Consider the following 238-nt stretch of genomic DNA (forward strand, 5'->3'; position numbering starts at 1 on the left):
GCCCAGAGCTGGAGCTGCACCTGCAGCAATACCGGCAGTCATTGCAGGCGCCGGCGCTGCAAAAACTGGCGCGCTTCTACGTACCGGCCGAGGTGCGCAACCATTACCTGGCGCTGCAACAGGCGTGGCAAACGATGGAGCGGCAGATCCGCAACGGGCAGGCGATCGCCTATCGGGCGGAGGTCGCCGGCCATGTCAATCGCGTTGACCATTTCGTGTCCGCCCTGCAGCGCTATTC

General features: G+C 64.3%; 1 protein-coding gene. It reads left to right on the plus strand.

All coding sequences use genetic code 11. The features are described 5' to 3' along the window. A partial coding sequence (locus AC4IFO_RS23240) for a type IV pili methyl-accepting chemotaxis transducer N-terminal domain-containing protein (RefSeq protein ID WP_490737883.1) occupies positions 1 to 238 on the plus strand: 238 nt, incomplete at both ends.

It is taken from the genome of Providencia sp. UF-224, assembly GCF_058245955.1.